This is a genomic window from Streptomyces sp. NPDC006265 (assembly GCF_040613555.1).
Lineage (GTDB): Bacteria > Actinomycetota > Actinomycetes > Streptomycetales > Streptomycetaceae > Streptomyces.
Genome location: NZ_JBEXSH010000907.1, coordinates 1 through 3566, shown reverse-complemented (window position 1 = coordinate 3566; position 3566 = coordinate 1). Strand labels below are relative to the sequence as shown.

Here is a 3566-nt window from a genome sequence, read left to right as displayed (position 1 = left end):
ACCTACGAAAAGCGTTACGCCGACGGCGAGTCGTAGGTCGAACTCGCGGTGCCGGTGGCGACGGCCGCACCCGACGCCCCCGCACAGGCCACCGCCTTCCGCGCGGCCTGCGAGGAACTGACCTCGGCCCTTGGCCGGCCGTCCGTCATGGGTTCGCACGGCGACATGGGCCCCTTCTACGACAGCGGGCCGCTGTGGGGCGCCCCCTTCCTGCGCTGGCGCGGCAGCCCGGACACCATGGAGCTGCGCGCCGGGAAGGCGGGAGCGGAGCCGGTACGGCAGCCCACCGACCCGGCCGAGAACTGGTTCTGGCGTCAGGGCCACGGCGAAGAGCACGCTCTCAGCGGCTTCTTCGGCAGCAACCGCGACCCGGCCAACGACGGCCTCGGCTTCCCCGGCGGCTGGACCGCCCGCAGCTGGGAGACCGTCACCCGGTCGCTGGGCGACTTCCTGGGAGCCCTGCCCGCCGGGGCCGACGCCCTCGGCGTCGGCCTCGGAACGCCCTTCTATGGGCGGACCGGTGGTGGCGCGCCCCTCCTCTTCGACGTGGCGTGCGGCGACCGGCTGTCCATCGGCTGCTTCGCCCCGGAAGGCATCGACGCGGCCTCGTTCGGCTGGGGCACCGTCGCCGAACACCCGGCCACGGCCTCGGTCTGGCGCGACGACGATCCGGTGTGGCGCGTGGACGCGGGAGGCCCCGGCGAACCCAAGGGCCGGGCCCTCGCGGAGATGCTCGTGGCGACGGCCGGGGCGGCGGGCATGAGCGAGCCGGCCGGTCTGATCGTCGGCGGCGAGGCCGAGTGCGTGGACGGCTACCACGTCAGGTGCTACGGGCTGGGACTTCCGACCGGCTGGCGCTCCCGCGTCTCCGTGGCGAACTTTCATGGCCCGCGCAGCCGGTGCTGCGCGGACCATTGACGCGCAAGTGGTTCGATTCTACGGTCCGTTCGAACTTGCGAGCACTGTTCGAAATATCGACCAGTTGTACACCCCCACCGCAAGGAGGACCCCGCATGAGCCGCACCCCCGTGCGCAGGCGCACCGCCCTGCTCGCCCTCCCCGCCGCCTTCCTGCTCGCCCTCGTCCCGAGCACGGCGTCCGCGTACCCCAACCCCGGCCGGGTCACCGGTGACGTCGTCACCCACGACCCCTCGATGATCCGCACCTCGTCCGGGCAGTACCTGCTGTACGCCACCGGCGGCGGCATCGCCAACAAGACGTCCACCGACCGCACCGCCTTCCGCAACGGCGGCGACGCCTTCACGAGCAGGCCGAGCTGGTGGAAGCTCTACTCGTCCGTCCCGGAGGCCTGGGCGCCGGACATCTCGTACCACGGGGGCAAGTACCTGATGTACTACTCCGTCTCGAAGTTCGGCTCCAACACTTCCGCCATCGGCCTCGCCACCTCCAGCACCGGCCGGCCGGGCAGCTGGACCGACCAGGGCACGGTCTACACCTCAAGCTCGTCCAGCGACTTCAACGCCATCGACCCGAACCTCTTCGTGAACGACGACGGCAAGTGGTGGCTGTCGTTCGGCAGCTGGTGGACCGGGATCAAGATGATCCAGATCAACCCGTCCACCGGGAAGCGGCTCTCCTCCAACACCACCCGGTATTCGCTCGCCTCCCGCCCCACCGGGACCAAGGCCGTCGAGGCGCCCTTCATCGTCAAGCGGGGCGGCTACTACTACCTCTTCGCCTCGTACGACACCTGCTGCGCCGGAACCAGCTCGACGTACAAGGTGAAGGTCGGGCGCGCCGCCGGCGTGACCGGGCCGTACCGCGACAAGAACGGCGTCGACCTGATGAAGAACGGTGGCACGCCCGTCCTGGAGTCGCACGGCAGCGTCATCGGCCCCGGCGGTCAGTCGATCATGAATGACGCCGACGGTGACCTGATCGTCTACCACTACTACGACGGCAACGACAACGGCACACCCAAGCTCGGCATCAACCTCCTGAACTGGAGCAGCGGATGGCCCGTCGCCTACTGACCCTGCTGGCGGCTCTCCTGCTTGCGCTGAGCCTCGGCCAGTCCTCCGCGAGCGCCGCCTCCTTCGCCAACCCGGTCAAGTCCGTCAAGGGCGCGGACCCCTGGATCTCGTACCACGACGGCAACTACTACCTGGTGACGACCAGTTGGACCGACGTCATCACCATCCGCAAGTCCGCCACCCTCGCCGGGCTCTCCACCGCGCCCAGCGTCCAGGTGTGGAAGGGCGACGCCGCCTCCCGCTGCTGCAACATCTGGGCGCCGGAGCTGCACTTCGTCAACGGCCGCTGGTACCTGTACTACGTCGCCGGGCAGAACGTGTCCGACTACAACCCGACGCAGCGCAGCCATGTGCTGGAGAGCGCGGGCTCCGACCCCATGGGGCCGTACACCTACAAGGGGCAGCTCAACGGCGCGTGGATGCTCGACCCGAGCGTGCTGAACGTGGGCGGCCGGATGTACATGCTCGGCAGCGCCATCACCGGCGGCACGCAGAACCTCGTCATCGCCCCGATGTCCAACCCGTACACCGTCAGCGGCTCCTACTCGACGATCTCGACACCGACGTACGCCTGGGAGCGGCAGGGCGGCACGGTCAACGAGGGTGCGGAGATCCTGCAGCGGGGCGGCCGGACCTTCCTGATCTACTCGGCGAGCGGCTGCTGGACGCCCGACTACAAGCTCGGGCAACTGGAGCTGACCGGCTCCAACCCGCTGTCGGCCTCCTCCTGGACCAAGAAGTCCACGCCCGTCTTCCAGCGCAGTGACGCGAACGGGGTGTACGGCCCCGGCCACAACGGCTTCTTCACCTCGCCCGACGGCCGCGAGAACTGGATCGTCTACCACGCCAACGACTCGGCTTCCGAGGGCTGCGACAACGGCCGTACGACCCGGGCGCAGAAGTTCACCTGGAACTCCGACGGCACGCCGAACCTCGGCACGCCCGTCCGGCTCGGGGCGGCGCAGACCGGGCCGTCGGGGGAGCCGGCCACCACCTCGACCACCTACACCGTCACCAACCGCAACAGCGGCAAGTGCCTTGAGGCGGCCGGGAGTTCCTCGGTCGACGGAGCCAACGTCCAGCAGTACGGGTGCAACGGAGGGGCCAACCAGCGCTGGCGCCTGGAGGACCTCGGTGACGACACCCACCGCTTGGTGAACGCCGCCACCGGCAAGGTTCTCGACACCGCCGACTGCTCGACGGCCGACGGCGCCGACCTGCGCCAGTGGTCCTGGCTGAACAACACGTGCCAGCGCTTCCAGTTCGTGGCCACGGACGGTGGTCATGTCCGTATCACCAACAAGGCCACGGGGAAGGTGGCGGACGTCGCCGGTTGCTCAACGGCGGACGGTGCCGACGTACGCCAGTGGTCCTGGCTCAACAACACCTGCCAGCAGTGGAAACTGACAGCGGTGTAGCTCCGCGGGGGCGTGGGGAACTGCGCGACCAGCCACCCCCAACCCGCACCTGCCGAACTACCCCGCCTGCCCCATCCCCGCCGCGTTGGGCCAGCTCTGCGCCGCGGGCCACCCCGTGGCCGGCGCCGGCGTCAGCCCGTTCGTCCCCCGCACC

3 protein-coding genes are annotated in these 3566 nt (G+C 69.7%); all 3 read left to right on the top strand.

Annotation, left to right across the window (positions count from 1 at the left end):
* Positions 1-54 precede the first annotated feature (54 nt).
* The 3 genes from ABZ281_RS42535 (at position 55) to ABZ281_RS42525 (ending at position 3412) form a co-directional block, all read left to right on the top strand.
* The gene (locus ABZ281_RS42535) at positions 55-918 is read left to right on the top strand and encodes a hypothetical protein (protein WP_356663401.1); all 864 of its coding nucleotides are present in this window, start codon (positions 55-57) and stop codon (positions 916-918) included.
* A gap of 95 nt (positions 919-1013) precedes the next feature.
* Positions 1014-1994: an arabinan endo-1,5-alpha-L-arabinosidase gene (locus ABZ281_RS42530; protein ID WP_356663399.1), complete on the top strand. Its 981-nt coding sequence runs from the start codon at positions 1014-1016 to the stop codon at positions 1992-1994.
* Positions 1976-3412, top strand: coding sequence for a family 43 glycosylhydrolase (locus ABZ281_RS42525; protein WP_356663397.1), 1437 nt, complete (start codon positions 1976-1978; stop codon positions 3410-3412). The genes ABZ281_RS42530 and ABZ281_RS42525 overlap by 19 nt, the downstream gene beginning before the upstream one ends.
* Positions 3413-3566: the final 154 nt, after the last annotated feature.